Source organism: Shinella sp. HY16, from assembly GCF_028534175.1.
GTDB lineage: Bacteria > Pseudomonadota > Alphaproteobacteria > Rhizobiales > Rhizobiaceae > Shinella.
The window spans coordinates 1720912-1736605 of record NZ_JAHYXL010000001.1; the positions used below are offsets into that span (position 1 = coordinate 1720912).

The 15694-nt window shown below is 63.2% G+C and carries 16 protein-coding genes; 11 read left to right on the plus strand and 5 right to left on the minus strand.

Annotated features, from left to right (window positions below; genetic code table 11):
- Positions 1 to 128: 128 nt before the first annotated feature.
- Together K0P03_RS08815 and K0P03_RS08820 are read right to left on the minus strand one after the other, a co-directional pair.
- Positions 129 to 1595: a D-alanyl-D-alanine carboxypeptidase gene (locus K0P03_RS08815; protein ID WP_081870679.1), complete on the minus strand. Its 1467-nt coding sequence runs from the start codon at positions 1593 to 1595 to the stop codon at positions 129 to 131.
- Positions 1596 to 1715: 120 nt separating this feature from the next.
- Positions 1716 to 2480, minus strand: coding sequence for a hypothetical protein (locus K0P03_RS08820; RefSeq protein WP_272789385.1), 765 nt, complete (start codon positions 2478 to 2480; stop codon positions 1716 to 1718).
- Positions 2481 to 2725: 245 nt separating this feature from the next.
- Here K0P03_RS08820 and K0P03_RS08825 point away from each other — a divergent pair, with 245 nt between their 5' ends.
- The 9 genes from K0P03_RS08825 (at position 2726) to K0P03_RS08865 (ending at position 11024) form a co-directional block, all read left to right on the plus strand.
- The gene (locus K0P03_RS08825) at positions 2726 to 2941 is read left to right on the plus strand and encodes a hypothetical protein (RefSeq protein ID WP_023513634.1); all 216 of its coding nucleotides are present in this window, start codon (positions 2726 to 2728) and stop codon (positions 2939 to 2941) included.
- Between the two features lie 200 nt (positions 2942 to 3141).
- On the plus strand, positions 3142 to 4158 hold the full coding sequence (locus K0P03_RS08830; protein WP_023513635.1) for a septal ring lytic transglycosylase RlpA family protein: 1017 nt from the start codon (positions 3142 to 3144) through the stop codon (positions 4156 to 4158).
- Positions 4159 to 4228: 70 nt separating this feature from the next.
- A complete protein-coding gene (locus tag K0P03_RS08835; protein WP_272789386.1) occupies positions 4229 to 5392 on the plus strand; it encodes a D-alanyl-D-alanine carboxypeptidase family protein in 1164 nt (387 codons plus the stop codon).
- Positions 5393 to 5516: 124 nt separating this feature from the next.
- Complete coding sequence (gene tmk, locus K0P03_RS08840; protein WP_272789387.1) at positions 5517 to 6200, plus strand: dTMP kinase; 684 nt, start codon at positions 5517 to 5519, stop codon at positions 6198 to 6200.
- The gene (locus tag K0P03_RS08845) at positions 6197 to 7228 is read left to right on the plus strand and encodes a DNA polymerase III subunit delta' (protein WP_272789388.1); all 1032 of its coding nucleotides are present in this window, start codon (positions 6197 to 6199) and stop codon (positions 7226 to 7228) included. Before tmk ends, K0P03_RS08845 begins: the two co-directional genes overlap by 4 nt.
- Before the next feature lie 65 nt (positions 7229 to 7293).
- Positions 7294 to 7755 (plus strand): hypothetical protein, encoded by a 462-nt coding sequence (locus K0P03_RS08850; RefSeq protein ID WP_156334090.1) that lies wholly within the window; start codon positions 7294 to 7296, stop codon positions 7753 to 7755.
- 108 nt (positions 7756 to 7863) lie between these two features.
- Positions 7864 to 9414 (plus strand): methionine--tRNA ligase, encoded by a 1551-nt coding sequence (gene metG, locus K0P03_RS08855; RefSeq protein WP_023513640.1) that lies wholly within the window; start codon positions 7864 to 7866, stop codon positions 9412 to 9414.
- A complete protein-coding gene (locus K0P03_RS08860) occupies positions 9415 to 10194 on the plus strand; it encodes a TatD family hydrolase (protein WP_272789389.1) in 780 nt (259 codons plus the stop codon).
- A gap of 2 nt (positions 10195 to 10196) precedes the next feature.
- Positions 10197 to 11024 carry an MBL fold metallo-hydrolase gene (locus K0P03_RS08865; RefSeq protein ID WP_272789390.1) on the plus strand — a complete coding sequence of 276 codons (828 nt, stop codon included), beginning with the start codon at positions 10197 to 10199 and terminating at the stop codon, positions 11022 to 11024.
- Here K0P03_RS08865 and K0P03_RS08870 read toward each other — a convergent pair.
- The gene (locus K0P03_RS08870) at positions 11012 to 11956 is read right to left on the minus strand and encodes a phosphoribosylaminoimidazolesuccinocarboxamide synthase (protein WP_272790464.1); all 945 of its coding nucleotides are present in this window, start codon (positions 11954 to 11956) and stop codon (positions 11012 to 11014) included. The genes K0P03_RS08865 and K0P03_RS08870 overlap by 13 nt on opposite strands.
- Positions 11957 to 12361: 405 nt before the next feature.
- Between K0P03_RS08870 and K0P03_RS08875 the strand changes: the two genes are divergently transcribed.
- A complete protein-coding gene (locus K0P03_RS08875) occupies positions 12362 to 12925 on the plus strand; it encodes a GNAT family N-acetyltransferase (RefSeq protein WP_272789391.1) in 564 nt (187 codons plus the stop codon).
- Between the two features lie 123 nt (positions 12926 to 13048).
- Positions 13049 to 13465, plus strand: a complete 417-nt coding sequence (locus K0P03_RS08880) for a DUF4864 domain-containing protein (protein WP_272789392.1) — start codon at positions 13049 to 13051, stop codon at positions 13463 to 13465.
- A gap of 31 nt (positions 13466 to 13496) precedes the next feature.
- Here the strand turns inward: K0P03_RS08880 and tgt are convergent, their stop codons facing one another.
- Positions 13497 to 14627: a tRNA guanosine(34) transglycosylase Tgt gene (gene tgt / locus K0P03_RS08885; RefSeq protein WP_023515788.1), complete on the minus strand. Its 1131-nt coding sequence runs from the start codon at positions 14625 to 14627 to the stop codon at positions 13497 to 13499.
- Positions 14624 to 15691 carry a tRNA preQ1(34) S-adenosylmethionine ribosyltransferase-isomerase QueA gene (gene queA, locus K0P03_RS08890; protein WP_023515787.1) on the minus strand — a complete coding sequence of 356 codons (1068 nt, stop codon included), beginning with the start codon at positions 15689 to 15691 and terminating at the stop codon, positions 14624 to 14626. Before queA ends, tgt begins: the two co-directional genes overlap by 4 nt.
- Positions 15692 to 15694: the final 3 nt, after the last annotated feature.

Genomic DNA, 15694 nt, shown 5'->3' on the forward strand with positions numbered 1-15694 from the left:
AGAGCCGCTTTCACGGCATTCCGCCTGCCTTGCTCCGCAGTCCCGGGACGCACTACCTGTCCGGTGACGTTGCGGGGGCAAGGCGGTAGTAGAGGGGCGCGCCGAACCGCTGGCGGCCCCGGTCGTCCTTACTGCTGGCTGGCCCAGCAGGCGAAACCCTTGCGCTTCAGCGCCTTGCAAGCCGCAGCAGCGCCGTTCTGGTTGTCGAAGCCGCCGAAGCGGGCGCGGTAAAGCTGCTGGCTACCGCTGTTGACGGCAACGGTGAAGGGCTGCGCGCTGGAAAGCGCCTTGCCACCCTGGTTCTTCGCCTTCGAAAGCAGGTCCTGCGCCTGGCCCTTGTCGGGCGTTGCGCCGATCTGGATGACCCACCCCGAGGGTGCGGCATCGGAAGCGACGGCGGCAACCGTGGAGGAGGTGGTGAGTTCGTCGAGCGAACCGCCGGTATCGCCCTGTTCCGTCAGGTCTGCCGGCGGCACGGCTGCATCGCGCTGGATCTTCAGCGTTGCGGCCAGCGCACGTTTGCCGACGACTTCCGAGGTCGACGTCGCGGCATAGGCCGTCTCGATTCGGGCTTCGTTGTAGCGGTAGGTCGGGACCGGGCCGTTCTCCGGCAGGTCGAGGCCGGCGGACACCGACGCGGTCGATGCGGTGGTGGCCTTGCTGGCGACTTCGGCGGTCAGCGTCGGCGCATCCTTCGTTTCGGCGATCAGGTCGCCGCCGCCGCGGCGCGAGGCCTTCGGCATGTAGGTAGCGATGAGCTTGCGCATCTGCTGGTCGCGGGCAGCGCCGGATCGGCCGCCGATGACCACGCCGACGACGCTGCGTCCGTCTGCAACGGCCGAAGTAACGAGATTATAGCCGGACGCGCGGGTGTAGCCGGTCTTGATGCCATCGACGCCGCGCACGGTGCCAAGCAGCCGGTTGTGGCCGCGGATGGTCTGCTTGCCGAAGCGGAAGCTGCCCACCGAGAAATAGTCGTAATACTGCGGGAAATGCTGGCGCAGCGCGATGCCGAGGCGGGCCTGGTCGCGAGCGGTGGTTACCTGCGCCGTGTTGGGAAGGCCGTTGGCGTTGCGATAGACGGTACGCGTCATGCCGAGCGCCCGGGCCTTCTGCGTCATCATGCGGGCGAAGCGCTCTTCGGAGCCGCCGAGGAACTCGGCCAGCGCCGTGGAGGCGTCGTTCGCCGAGCGGGTGATGAGGCCGAGCATCGCCTGCTCTACGGTGATCGAATTGCCGACGCCGACGCCAAGTTTGGTCGGCGGCTCGCTTGCAGCGTTCTTCGAGAAGGGGACGCGGGTGTTGAGGCGGATCTTTCCGGCCTCCAGCGCCTCGAAGGTGAGGTACAGCGTCATCATCTTGGTGAGCGATGCGGGATAACGCAGCGCATCGGCATCCTCGCTGTAGAGCACCTTGCCCGTCTTGGCGTCGATGACAATGCCGGAATATTTCGGATTGGCTTCGGCCGGGGTAGCGACGGCGACGGTGGCGACCATTCCGATCATCACCAAACCTTTCGCCGCAGTGGCAATTGCCTGGCAGGAGCGGGGGAGGAAATCGAGGAATACGGAACGGGACACTACGTTACTCTTCATTCGCGGATTGCACATGTTGCCCGGGCGTGACCTCCCGGATCGACCATTTCTGGCACAGTAGCGGGATAGCGTTACCAATCGGTTTATGATGAATCATTGGTTTCTGAGATTGGTGCGGTTTTATCGGCCAAGGCCGGTGGAGGAGGATGGGCGGCCGTTGCGGATGAGCGACCGGCCGAGATAGTCCCGAATGCGGGCTTCCATGGCCTGCCACTGCGGCAAAAGTCTGCTCGAAAAACGGTAAAGCACGGAAAGATCCTGGCCGATGTGGATATCGCGCTGGCAATCGGCGCTGGTCGACTGTGCTTCGTCGGCCGGCATCATGCAGCGCACCGCATAGTCGGAGCCGTCGGGCAGACGGCCCGTGAAGAACACCTCGTCGCCATAACCGGAATTTTCCTTCAGGCGCCGCAGGACGAGGCCGGCGGGGCCTGGCTCGAACGTGTCGCCGAAGAGGTGGCTGTAGATCGGCCCCATTCGGCCGGACATGTCCTTCGACATGGTGCTCTGCGAAAGATTGAGGAAGACCAGGCCTTCAGGGCGGTTGGCATCGTTGAACCGGCCGCGGTCCGCGTTGGAGTAACCCCGCATTTCCGGCCAGGTGAGGTAGAGATCGACGCGTTCGGTGCGACCCGTCTGGCGCTGCTCCTCGAAGCGGATCGTGTTGGCGGGGAGGCGGATCTGGTCCTGACCGATCACGACGTCGATAGGCTCGGCATTCTCGGTGTGACCGGCCAGCGCGATACGCTCGCCGAGAACACGCCCGGCAACGCTGATCGCCACCGTTAGGCCCGCCAGCACGGCAACGCCGATCGTCAGTCGCGTCAGAAGACGATGGGAGATGAGGGGGGCGTGTTCGTCATTGCCGGTCGCTGCCGCTGTCATCTTTTCCGCTTTCGATGATCCGGCCGGAATCGACTACCTGCGCCATCTCGACCCTATGCGGAGCCTCTGCGAACAGGGTTAATTTTTGGTTGAGATCGGGCGCTGGCTGCCGATCCGGCCTGTACCGCTTCGGGGCCGAGGGCTGCAAGATTTCCCGACTTGTTGCTGACGCATTCTGCTCCTAGATTTCTGGTCGCACCCGACAGCAATCAATGCCGGCTGGATGCGGAACAGGGGAGGCAGCCATGGACGTGCTTCGAGACCCCACGCATATCGGCATATTCGAGCCGCAGGACCTCGTCGTCCTGCAAGGCGTCTTCACCCGATTGGCGGCGGAAAACACCCCGAGCCTCGACGAAGCCCGCGCAAGGTCACTCGCCCGGTCGATCATCACGCTTTATAGACATGGCGTGCGCGACCCCGAGCAACTCTTCGACGCGCTGCAGGTTCAGGCCTCGTGAAACTGACGATGATGGATGGGTGGCCCCATTTAACCAAGCATAAACCATGAATCATGGAAGCTTGCTGCGGGGTTCCCATCCATTCGCAATTTCGCCATGTTATTGGCATGATTAACGGACTGTTATTTACTGAGTGGCATTGACGGCCGACTTGCAGGGGCAAGGCAGTTGGCTGGCGCACCGTCGGGGACAATAGCGGCGTGGGACATAAAAAATCGACGATCAAGACGACCCGGTTCGGCACGAGCTTGCGGTTGTTGACTATTCCGCTGATCTGCGCGGGCCTTGCAGCCTGTGCGACGACCACGCCCGCACCCAAGAAAAAGGTGCGCAGCAAGGAATATTTCTCCGAGTCGGAATATGGCGTGAAGGCGAGCCCGCGCGTCGTTGAGGAAGGGCAGGCCGTGCCGAAGGGCGGTGGCCGCTACCAGGTCGGCAAAGCCTATCAGGTTCGCGGCAAGTGGTATCAGCCGAAGGAAGAGCCGGGCTACAACAAGACCGGCCTTGCCTCTTGGTATGGTTCCGCCTTCCACGGCCGCAAGACGGCGAACGGCGAGGTCTACGACAAGTATCATCTCTCCGCCGCGCATCCGACCTTCCCGCTGCCGAGCTATGCGCGTGTCACGAACATGGAAAACGGCACGTCCGTCGTCGTGCGCGTCAACGATCGCGGTCCGTACCATGCCGGCCGGGTGATTGACGTCTCTTCCAAGACGGCAGACCTCCTCGACATGAAGCGCACCGGCACGGCCAAGGTGCGGGTGCAATATGTCGGCAAGGCCCCGCTCGACGGCAATGACATGCCCTATCTCATGGCCTCGTACGTCACCAAGGGGTCACGTGTTCCGGCGGTCGATCCGGGTGGGCAGATCGCCACGGGCGTCATGGTGGCCTCGGCAGACAACCGAATGCTGCCGAGCGACGGCCAGGGCGAGGGCGTGCTGAGGGTTCCGGCCGAAAGCACGATGACGGCGCTCGCCAAGACGACACCGACCTCGGACGCCTTCCAGGTGATGGAACAATTCGTCATGCTGCCGGAGATCGGTCCGATGCCGATCGAGCGGCCGAACTTCGTGCCGCAGCTTTCGGCCGAGCCGAGCTATGCCGCGGCTTATGCGGACGAGCGCGTGCGCGATGCCGCCGGCGCCTTCGATGCCATCCTGACGATCGACGGCAGGCTGACGCCGCTCTCGGCGCTTGCCGACAACGCGGGCTGATCGTCCGCGTTCCCAAAGCCGTTTGCGCATCGCGGGCGGCTGTGGGAGTGTGACGACATCCGGAGTCGCCATGCATCGCCGCCTTTTCGCCGTCCTCATTTTCCTGCTCTCCGTTACGAGCCCAGCGTTTGCCCAGTCGGCTGCGCCGCAGGCCGGTTTCGACGTCAAGGCCAGGCAGGTCTACCTCATCGAGGCGGAGACCGGCACGGTGCTGTTCGCACGCGCAGAGGATGACGCGGTGCCGGGCGCCTCGCTTGCCAAGCTGATGACCATGGCAAGCGTCTTCAAGGCACTTTCGGCCGGCGAGGCGACGCTCGACACGACCTATCCGGTTACCGAATACGCCTGGCGCACCGGCGGTGCACCGTCGCGCACCTCCACGATGTTCGCGGCGCTGAAATCCGCCCCGCGCGTCGAGGACCTCGTCCGTGGCGTCACCGTGCAATTCGCCAACGACGCCTGCATCATCCTCGCCGAGGGGCTTGCCGGTTCGGAAACGGCCTTTGCCGAACGGATGACGGCAGAGGCGAGGGCGCTCGGGCTTGTAAAATCAAACTTTGCCAACGCCACCGGCCTGCCGAACCCTGGCAACAAAGTGACGATGCGCGAGATGGTGATACTCGCCCGACATCTGCAAACCACCTACCCGCAGCACATGCGCTACTATCTCGAACCGGAGTTCGAGTGGAACAAGATAAAGCAGCGCAACCGCAATCCGCTGTTGGCGCTCAACATCGGCGTGACGGGCTTCGTCACCGGCTTTTCGGAGGAGGGCGGCTATTCCGTCGTCGCCGCCGTGAACCGCGACGGCAAACATCTCCTGCTTGCCATGGGCGGGATGGAGAACGACAAGGCGCGCATCGAGGAATCCCGTCGTATCATCGAATGGGCGCTGTCCTCCTTCGAACGGCGCACGCTCTTTAAGGAAGGCGAGCCTATCGCGGATGCCAGCGTCTATGGCGGCGATGCCTCGACCGTGCCGCTCGTCGCCGGCGAGCAGGTGGACGTCTTCCTGCCGAAGGACAATTCGCAGCGGCTCGTCGCGCGCGTCGTCTACACCTGGCCGGTGCGCGCGCCGGTGACGCCGGGGCAGGCGGTCGGCACGCTGAAAATCTGGAACGACAAGCAGCTCTTGCGCGAGGTTCCGGTAAAGACGGCGGGCACCGTCGGCGTCGGCACGTTGCGGGCGCGGGCGCTCGATGCGCTGATCGAACTGTTCTTCTTCTGGATTTGACATCTTCTGGACGTGACAGGCCCCAACGGGGCGAAAAGCGTTTCGCCGGCCGGAAACATGGGGTAGTAGTGTCCCGAGTCATGCCGGCCGTGCCGGATATCGCGCAGAAAGACGGAAACAGGATTTGTCGGCCGCACCGGGTTTGTTTGTCACGTTCGAGGGCGGCGAGGGCGCCGGAAAGTCGACGCAGATCCGGCTTCTGGCCGAAGCCCTGCGCGCACGCGGCCTCACCGTGCTGATGACGCGTGAGCCGGGTGGCTCCAGGGGCGCGGAGGCGGTGCGTCACGTTCTCCTGTCGGGTGCCGCCGAGTCTTATGGCATCCGCATGGAGGCCGTGCTTTTTGCTGCCGCGCGCAGCGACCATGTCGAAGAGGTCATCCGCCCGGCGCTTGCCACCGGCACGGTCGTGCTGTGCGATCGTTTCATGGATTCCTCCCGCGTCTATCAGGGCATTACCGGCAATCTCGAACAGCCGTTCGTCGAAGCGCTGGAGCGCGTCGCGATCAACGGGGTCGTGCCCGACTGCACGATCATCTTCGACCTGCCTGCCGCCATCGGCCTCGAGCGTGCCCGCAAGCGCGGCGCCGGCGGGAGCGAGGCGCCCGACCGCTTCGAGAAGGAAGAGCTGGAAACCCACGAAAAGCGCCGCGAGGCCTTTCTCGACATCGCAGAGCGCGAACCGCTGCGCTGCCGCGTGGTGGATGCGACAAAGGCCCAGGACGTGATCGCGGCCGAGGTACTTGCCCTCGTCGAACCGCTGCTGCCCATCAGCGCCCGCGGCAACCAGGACCCGGAGCACATCTCGTGAGCGAGGATCGGCCCGGCATTCTCGACGGCGCAGTGCATCCCGCCGAGCAGACGAAACTCTTCGGCCACACCGAGGCGGAGACGTTTCTCGCGCGCTCTTACCGCTCCGGCAAAGGGCACCATGCGATCCTGATCGAGGGCCCCGAGGGTATCGGCAAGGCGACGCTCGCCTTCCGTTTCGCCAACCATGTCCTTCACCATCCGGAGCCCGCAGACGCGCCGGAAACGATCGCCGATCCGTCGCCCGCATCGCCGATCACCCGGCAGCTCGCTGCCGGCGCGTCGCACAATCTCCTGCATCTCAGCCGCCCGGTCGATGAGAAGACCGGCAAGGTGAAGGCCTTCATCACGGTCGACGAGGTGCGCAAGGCCGGCAAATTCCTCGCGCAGACATCGGGCACGGGCAACTGGCGCATCGTCATCATCGACCCCGCCGACGATCTCAACCGCAACGCCGCCAACGCCATCCTGAAAATCCTTGAGGAGCCGCCAAAACGCTCGCTCTTCCTGGTGCTGACCCACGCCCCCGGAAAACTCCTGCCGACCATCCGCTCACGCTGCCTGCCGCTATCGCTTTCGCCGCTGTCGCAGGACGATCTGGCCGCTGCCCTCGACAGTCTCGCTGCATCGCCATCCGGCCCACGGGCAGGGGAGGTGTTGTCCGCCGCCCATGGCAGCGTTTCCGAAGCGCTCAAACTCACCAACTACGGCGGCTTCGATATCGTGGAGGCCTTCCGCACCATCGTGGAGGCTCCGGCCGAGCCGCCGCGCCGCGACGTGCACAAGCTCGCCGACGTGCTTTCCGCGAAGGACAGCGACACGGTCTTTTCGTTCTTCTGTCAGCATGTCACCGATTTCGTGACGGACGCCGCCCGCAGCGCCGCGCTCTCCGGCGACCTCTCCCGCGCCGACCGCCTTGCCCATCTCTCCTCGCAGCTCGGCGAACGCATCACCGTCGCGGGGGCCTACAATCTCGATCGCAAGCAGACGATCATCACCGTGCTCGACGACATCCGGGCCTCTCTCTAGTTTCACGCCATAGTTATGGCCCGGTTTCATGCGGTCTTGGATGACCGTTTGGAATCGGAATGGTCATGCCGGCACTTTTGCTTCTCTGCCTTCTCTTCGGGGCGTTTTTTCATGCCGCCGACGCCTTTTCGGCCGAAATTCCGGGTGGCATGCCCTTTCCGGTCCAGACGGCGATTGTTCAGGAAAACGGCGATCCGATCATCGGGGCCGTCCTGTGTGCGTTCGATACCGATTGCACGCTCCTTGCAGAAGACGCTCAAGGGTTTCGGCTTTCGCTTAAAGTGCCCTACGGCCGCCATTGCTTCCCGAAGCGACTTTCGCTGCGCTGCGTGTCCGGCGATTGCTCGTTTTTGAACGGCAGTTCGTCCGTGGCGTTTGGTGAAGAACGGGAATTCCCGTTCTTTGAGGGAAGTTTTGGGCGAGAACTGGTCTATCGGCAGCGAACCAAACTGGGCAGCGTTCTCCTGATCGCGCCGGATTTCATCAACCGCTGCCGCATGCCATCATCGATGTTGCGGCGAAGCTGACGTCTTTTGGAGCACGGCAGCGCAACAACGGAAACTTGCTGTTTCCCTTGCCGTCCGCATGGTCTAATACCTTGCGGCATTGCACAACCGAAGACAGAACGCACGCTCATGACCGACACGTCCCGTTTCTACATCACGACCGCCATTTCCTATCCGAACGGCAAGCCGCATATCGGCCATGCCTACGAGCTGATCGCGACGGACGCCATGGCGCGTTACCAGCGGCTCGATGGGCGCGATGTGTTCTTCCTGACCGGCACGGACGAGCACGGCCAGAAGATGCAGCAGACGGCGCGCAAGGAGGGCATTACGCCGCGTGAACTCGCCGACCGGAATTCGAAAGAATTCAAGGATATGGCCGTTCTTCTGAATGCGTCCAACGACGACTTCATCCGCACGACGGAAGAGCGCCACTACGAGGCCTGCGCGGAGATCTGGCGCCGCATGGCCGCCAATGGCGACATCTACAAGGGCGGTTATGCCGGCTGGTATTCCGTGCGTGACGAAGCCTATTACCAGGAAAACGAGACGGAGAAGCGCGACGACGGCGTGCGCTACGGACCGCAGGGCACGCCCGTCGAATGGGTGGAGGAGGAGAGCTACTTCTTCCGCCTGTCCGACTATCAGGAAAAGCTCCTGAAGCACTATGAGGACAATCCGGATTTCATCGGCCCCGCCGAGCGCCGCAACGAGGTGATCTCCTTCGTCAAGTCGGGCCTCAAGGACCTTTCGGTCTCGCGCACCACCTTCGACTGGGGCATTCCGGTTCCGGGCGATCCTGCCCATGTCATGTATGTCTGGGTCGACGCGTTGACCAACTACATCACCGCGACCGGCTACATGACCGATCCCGAGGGCCCGCGCGCCAAGTACTGGCCGGCGAACATCCATATCATCGGCAAGGACATCATCCGCTTCCACGCCGTCTACTGGCCGGCCTTCCTGATGTCGGCGGGCCTGCCGCTGCCCGAGCGCGTCTTTGCCCATGGCTTCCTGCTCAACAAGGGCGAGAAGATGTCGAAGTCGCTCGGCAACGTTGTCGACCCGGTCAACCTCGTCAATCATTTCGGCCTCGACCCGATCCGCTACTTCTTCCTGCGCGAAGTCTCCTTCGGCCAGGACGGCAGCTACAGCGAAGAGGGCATCGCGACCCGCATCAACTCGGACCTCGCCAACGGCATCGGCAACCTTGCCAGCCGCTCGCTGTCGATGATCGTCAAGAACTGCGACGGCAAGGTGCCGGAATGCGGTGCGCTCTCGGACGCCGACCGCGCCATGCTCGCCTCCGTCGATGCACTGCATGCGATCACCCGCGAGGAGATGGGCAAGCAGCAGATCCACAAGGCGCTGGCGGCGATCATCGCCGTCGTCTCGGAGGCCGACCGCTATTTTGCCGGCGAAGCGCCGTGGGCACTGAAGAAGACCGACCCGGTTCGCATGGGCACCGTGCTCTATGTGACGGCGGAAGTCGTGCGCCAGATCGCGATCCTCTTGCAGCCCTTCATGCCGAAATCCAGCCGCAAGCTGCTCGATCTCGTTGCCGCGCCCGTCGAAAAGCGCGATTTCGCGGCGCTTGGCGAAGCCGGCCGTCTTGTCAGCGGCACGCCGCTGGACGCGCCGACCCCGGTCTTCCCGCGTTATGTCGCGCCCGAGGCGTAAATGCTGATCGATACGCATTGCCATCTGGATTTCCCCGATTTCGAGGCCGAGCGCGACGATATCGTCGCGCGCGCCCGCGCGGCCGGGGTAAAGCAGATGATCACCATCTCGACACGGGTGAAGAAGTTTCCGACGATTTTGGCGATCGCCGAAAAATACCCGTCGGTGTTCTGCTCGGTCGGCACCCATCCGCACAATGCGGACGAGGAGCTGGATGTTCCGGTTTCCGAGCTGGTTGAACTGTCAAAACATCCACGCGTCGTGGCGATCGGCGAGGCAGGCCTCGACTATTTTTACGACAATGCACCGCGCGAGGCGCAGGCTATCGGCCTCCGAAACCACATCGCCGCCGCGCGGGAGACCGGGCTACCGCTGGTCATCCACAGCCGCGCGGCGGATGAGGACATGGCAGCGATCCTGAGCGAGGAAACGGGGAAGGGGGCCTTTCCCTTCCTGCTGCACTGCTTCTCGTCTGGGCCGGAGCTCGCCCGCATCGGCGTGGAGCTGGGCGGCTACGTCTCGTTCTCCGGCATCCTCACTTTCCCGAAATCGGAAGAGCTGCGCGAGATCGCCAAAACCGTGCCGCTGGAACGCATGCTGGTCGAGACCGACGCGCCCTACCTTGCGCCAAAACCTTATCGCGGAAAACGCAACGAACCGGCCTATGTGGCACACACCGCCGCCGTGCTGGCGGAAACCGTCGGCGCCAGCGCAGACGAGATCGCCCGCATCACCACCGAAAACGCCTTCCGCATTTTTTCCAAGATGCCGCGGGTGTAACCGTGGCCTTTACGCGGCGCTTCACCATTCTCGGCTGCGGCTCGTCGCCCGGCGTGCCGCGCATCACCGGTGACTGGGGCGCCTGCGATCCCGCCAACCCGAAGAACCGCCGTACCCGCGCCGCCTTCCTCGTCGAGCAGACCGGCCCGGAGGGCAAGACGACCGTGGTCATCGATACGGGGCCGGATTTCCGCGCGCAGATGATCGCCGCGCGCGTCGAAACCATCGATGCGGTGCTCTATACCCACGCCCATGCCGACCATATCCACGGCATCGACGACATCAGGGGGTTTGTGCTGCAAAACCACAGGCAGGTGCCGATCTGGGCCGATCCGGTGACGATGGAGCGCATCCGCGAAGGCTTCGGCTACTGCCTGAAGACCCCGCCGGGCAGCATGTATCCGCCGATCGTGACGGAGAACCTGATCGAGCCGATGGACAGGCCCGTGACGATCGACGGGCGAGGGGGCGCCATTACCTTCCAGCCCCTGCTCCAGGTGCACGGCTCCATCCATTCGCTCGGCTTCCGCATCGGCGATGTCGCCTATTGCAGCGATATCAGCGACTTCCCGGGCGAAACCGTCCCGCGCCTCAAAGACCTCGACATGCTGATCGTCGATGCGCTGCAGTACCGCTTCCACTCCAGCCATCTGTCGCTCAGCCAGGCCTTGGAATGGATTGAACGGCTGAAGCCGGCGCGCGCCATCCTGACCCATATGCATGTGCCGCTCGACTACGACACGGTACAAAAGGAAACGCCGGATCATGTCGAACCGGCGTATGATGGTCTCAGCTTCGAGATCGTGCTTGCGGACGATCAGGCGAAATAGGGCTTCAGGTTCTCGCGGATGCGCTCCAGCACCGTCGCGCCCGAAAGATCGGGCACAAAAGTCTTGCCGGTGATCTGCTCGAAAGCTTGAATATAGACCTTCGAGGTCTGCTCGACGAGCTCGCGCGGGATTTCGGGGATCGGGTCCTTGTAGGGATCGCAGCGCTCGGTGACCCAGGCGCGCACGAAATCCTTGTCGAAGCTGGCCGGACGCCCGCCCGTCGCAAAACTCTGCTCGTAGCTGTCGGCGATCCAGTACCGGCTCGAATCCGGCGTGTGGATTTCGTCGGCAAGCACGATGCGGCCGTCCTTGTCCGTGCCGAATTCATACTTGGTGTCGACGAGGATCAGCCCGCGTTCGGCCGCAAGGGCCTGACCGCGCGCAAACAGTGCCAGCGCATAGCGCGATACGGTTTCCCATTGTTCTGCCGTCAGCAGGCCCTGGGCGAGGATTTCGTCGCCGGACAACGGTTCGTCATGGCCGCCGTCGAACGCCTTGCTGGTCGGCGTGATGATCGGCTCGGGCAGCTTTTCGTTGTCCCTCAGGCCATCCGGCAGCGTGATGCCGTACATCTGGCGCTCGCCCTTGCGGTATTTTGTCAGGATCGAGGTGCTGGTCGTGCCGGCGAGATAACCGCGCACGACGATCTCGACGGGCAGGATATCGAGCCGCGTGCCGATGACGACATTCGGGTCCGGGTAGGAAATGACATGGTTCGGGCAGATATCGGCGGTTTCCTCGAACCAGTAGCGCGCCGTCTGCGTCAGCACCTGGCCCTTGAAGGGAATGGCCGTAAGGATCACATCGAAGGCACTGAGCCGGTCCGTCGCGATGATGATACGGCTGCCGTCCGGCAGGTCGTAGTTCTCGCGGACTTTCCCGTTGTAGCGGTTCGGCAGTTCCGGGATATGGGCGTCGGAGAGAATGCGCAACTCACTCATCGGGACAGGCTTTCGCTGTTGGTTTCGTCTGCCGTTTCGCTTAAGGCCACGGGTGGTGAAGGGTCAAGGCGCAAACCGGACTTTTGGAGGGTTCGGCGGTTTTACAGATAAGAGTAAGTTCCATAATCTATCTTATGTGATTTATTCATTTGGCCGGGCACCTTCGCTTTCCAAGCGAAACACTCCAATCATTTCAATAGCTTCGCTCTTTGAGAGCCTTGCTTGTCTCGGTTCTTCCTGCTGCTCTCCTTACAGAGCATCGCCGCTTTGTGGACACGATATCGACGGCCTGGATCAAATCGTCGTAAACTGCTGCGAATCTCGGCCAGCGGCTTTCGACGCGACGCCAACATCCATATTTAGATCACCGTTTCTTCCGGCCCGCCACACGATCCCATGTCCGATATCCCTCTGCTTGAAACCGACCGTCTCGTCTTGCGCGGCTTCCGTCCGGAAGACCTTGATGCCATGACCGCGATGTGGGCCATGCCCGACGTCGTGCGCTATATCGGTGGCGTGCCGTTGTCCCGCGAACAGTCCTGGGGCCGCCTGCTGCGCCATATCGGCATGTGGCGCATCATGGGCTTCGGCTTCTGGGCGATCATCGAAAAGGCGTCGGGCCGGCTTGTCGGCGAAGCCGGGTTCCATGAAATGCGCCGCGAGATGATGCCCAGTATCGAAGACACGCTGGAAGCCGGCTGGGGCCTGCTCCCGGGCTCTCACGGCCGCGGCTATGCCAGCGAGGCACTGGAGGCAATGCTGCCCTGGGCGGAAGCAAACCATGGCGGCATGCCGGTCACCTGCATCATCGATCCTGCAAACACGGCGTCGATCCGGCTTGCCGGACGGCACGGGTTCCGCGAGTTTTCCCGATCGACCTATCAGGGAACCGAGATCATTCTCTTTCGGAAGGCCCCCGGCATTTTGAGCGGACTACAAACAAAGGATTCCAAACAATAATATTTATAATATAAAGCACTGTTTTTAAAGGGAAATATTTAAGAAGCAAACATAACTGATGGCGTAGCGGTTCTTTTCTGGTGTCCGTGCTATTCTGGTTTCATCCGAAAAGGAGTGTGCGCCATGAAAATGCTTGCCGCCGTGTTCCTTTGCGTTTCGCTTTCCCTACCCTCCGCCACACGGGCGGGGGAGCCCGTCGATACGGTGCAGGGCATCATACAGAGCCAGATAGCCGCCTTCCTGGACGACGATGCGAAGGCCGCCTATTCCTTCGCCTCACCGACCATCCGTGGAAAATTTCCGACCGAAGATGCCTTCTTCGACATGGTGAAGAAGGGCTATGCGCCGGTCTACCGGCCGGGCAATTTCGCCTTCGGCCGCTCGAAGGTCACCGACGGCGTGGTGGTGCAGGAGGTGCTGATTTCAGGGCCTGATGGCAAGGACTGGACGGCGCTCTACCAGGTCGTGAAGCAGCCGGATGGCAGCTACAAGATCAACGGCGTGCACATCGTGCGCACCGCGCCGGGGCCTGAAATCTGAGCAATTCCAGCAGAGGCGTGAAACGCGAGCCTCAGAGAGGGGCGAGATCGCCCCTCGCCCAGGTCTCCTGCGTCTCCGCCATGAAGTCGGCAAAACGCCCCTCCTCGATCGCCTTGCGGATGCCGGCCATCAGGTCCTGATAGTAGGACAGGTTGTTCCAGGTGAGCAGCATGCCGCCGAGGGATTCGTTGGCGCGGATGAGGTGGTGCAGATAGGCGCGCGAATAGTCACGCGCCGCCGGGCACGTCGATTCCTCGTCAAGCGGGCGCATATCCTCGGCATGACGGGCATTGCGCAGGTTGATGCGGCCGCGGCGGGTGAAGGCAAGGCCGTGCCGGCCGGAACGGGTCGGCATCACGCAGTCGAACATGTCGATGCCACGGGCGACGGATTTCAGCATGTCGTCGGGCGTACCGACACCCATCAGGTAGCGTGGTTTTTCGAAAGGCATATGCGGGATGGTGGTGTCGATCATGTCGAGCATGACCTCCTGTGGCTCGCCGACAGCGAGCCCGCCGATGGCGTAACCCTTGAGGTTCAGCTCGGCGAGCGCCTGCGCGGAGCGGACGCGCAGGTGCGGAATGTCGCCGCCCTGCACGATGCCGAACATCGCCTTGCCCGGCTGGTCCCCGAAGGCCACCTTGCAGCGCTCGGCCCAGCGCAGGGACATTTCCATCGCGCGTTCGATTTCCTTCGGCGAGGCCGGCAGGGCCACGCATTCATCGAGCTGCATCTGGATATCGCTGTCAAGCAGGCCCTGGATCTCGATCGATCGCTCCGGCGACATGTGGTGCAAGGCGCCGTCGACATGGCTCTTGAAGGTGACACCCTGTTCGTCGAGCTTGCGCAGGCCGGAGAGCGACATGACCTGGAAACCGCCGGAGTCGGTGAGGATCGGGTGCGGCCAGCGGATGAGCTCGTGCAGACCGCCGAGGCGTGCGACGCGTTCCGGACCGGGACGCAGCATCAGATGATAGGTGTTGCCGAGGATGATGTCGGCGCCAAGCTCGCGCACCTGGTCGAGATACATCGCCTTGACGGTGCCCACCGTGCCGACGGGCATGAAGGCCGGCGTGCGGATGACGCCGCGCGGCATGGAGACCTCGCCGCGGCGCGCCTTGCCGTCGGTCGCGAGAAGCTTGAACTGGAAGGTTTCGGTCATCGGTGGTCCCGGAAAAGCAGGCTGGAGTCGCCGTAGGAATAGAAGCGGTAGCCGGTGGCGATCGCATGGGCATAGGCGCCGCGCATCGTTTCAAGGCCTGAAAAGGCGGAAACGAGCATGAAGAGCGTCGATTTCGGCAGGTGGAAGTTGGTCATCAGCATGTCGGCCGTGCGGAAACGGTAGCCGGGCGTGATGAAGATGCCCGTCGCGCCGGACCAGGGCCGGATCGTGCCGTCTTCGTCAGCAGCGCTTTCGAGAAGGCGCAGCGAGGTCGTTCCGACGGAAATGATGCGCCCGCCCCTCGCCCTCACGGCGTTGAGCGCCGCAGCGGTTTCCCCGGAGACATAGCCGACCTCCTCGTGCATGACATGGTCGGTCGTGTCGTCGGCCTTCACCGGCAGGAAGGTGCCGGCGCCGACATGCAATGTCACGAAATGCCTTTCAACGCCGAGCGCGTCGAGTTTTTCGAAGAGAGCGTCGGTGAAGTGCAGACCCGCCGTGGGTGCCGCGACGGCGCCCTCCTCACGGGCATAGATCGTCTGGTAGTCGCGGCGGTCCGCCTCGTCCTCCTCGCGCTTGGAGGCGATGTAGGGCGGTAGCGGGATATGGCCGACGGTTGCGATGGCGCGGTCGAGATCGGGGCCGGAGAGGTCGAAATGCAGGGTAACTTCGCCGCCCTCGCCCTTCTGCTCCACGGTTGCCGAAAGGTCTTCCGCTGCGCCGAAGGTGATGCGGTCGCCGCGCTTGATGCGCTTGCCGGGCCTGGCGAACGCCTTCCAGCGGTCGCCGGCGATGCGCATATGCAGCGTCGCGGAAACCTTCTGGCCGCCGGCGCCGTCGCGGTGGCGAATGCCTTCGAGCTGGGCGGGGATGACGCGGGTGTCGTTGAAGACCAGCGCATCGCCGGGGCGCAGCAGCGACGGCAGATCACCGACAGTCCGGTCCTGATAGGGCGCATCCCTGTCGGGCTCGACGACGAGCAGCCGTGCCGCTTCGCGCGGGCTCACCGGGCGCAGGGCGATGTTTTCTTCCGGAAGATCGAAATCGAAGAGGTCGACGCGCATGGG